This window comes from Dokdonella soli (genome assembly GCF_039523175.1).
GTDB classification, from domain to species: Bacteria; Pseudomonadota; Gammaproteobacteria; order Xanthomonadales; family Rhodanobacteraceae; genus Dokdonella_A; species Dokdonella_A soli.
The window spans coordinates 1-696 of record NZ_BAAAEU010000035.1; the positions used below are offsets into that span (position 1 = coordinate 1).

The window sequence follows — 696 nt, forward strand, 5'->3', positions numbered from 1 at the left end:
GAGGCCGCGCTGTGGTGGAACCCGAAGGTGCCTGGCCAAGACACGCTGTGGCAGTCCTACGTCGTCCTTAGCAAGCGGTTCTTCGATGCGATCACCGACAGCCCGGTGCCCTTGGACATGCGTGCCCTGCGAGTGCTCAAGAATTCGCCCTTGGCTCTGGATCTGTACGCATGGACGACCTATCGGATGAGTTATCTCCGGCGCCGTACTGACATTCCTTGGAAAGCCCTGCAGCTGCAATTCGGCGCGGACTACGCCGATACGGCGCAGGGCAGGCAGGGCTTCAAACGGAAGCTACTCCAGGCGCTAACAAAGGTTCACACGGTTTATCCAGCGCTCCGCCTCGAAGTCGAGCAGGACGGAATACAGCTAATTCCCTCGTCGACACATGTGAAGCAACTGCAGAAATGATGCGCTGATCTGGTCTACATAGTTACATAGTTATCTATGTAACTATCAAGCTATTCAGCGCTGAATTGGTCTATGGCTAAGGATTCGATTGATCCTAGGCCGACTCCAAGCGGTCCCGCCCGCTAAGCGCTGTGGAAAAGCCTGTTGAAACAGCAAGTTATCCGCGCTGATTTGGTCTATCTTGTGCGCTGATTTGGTCTACCTTGCGGCGGTGCTATGCGCTGATTTGGTCTATCTTGTGCGCTGATTTGGTCTATCTTGTGTCATCTAACATAGCGTGCACTA

1 protein-coding gene is annotated in these 696 nt (G+C 54.2%); it reads left to right on the top strand.

All coding sequences use genetic code 11. The annotated features are described in order from the left end of the window. The coding region (locus tag ABD002_RS19460) for a replication protein RepA (protein ID WP_343794259.1) at positions 1-411 on the top strand (411 nt) is incomplete at its 5' end. Positions 412-696 lie beyond the last annotated feature (285 nt).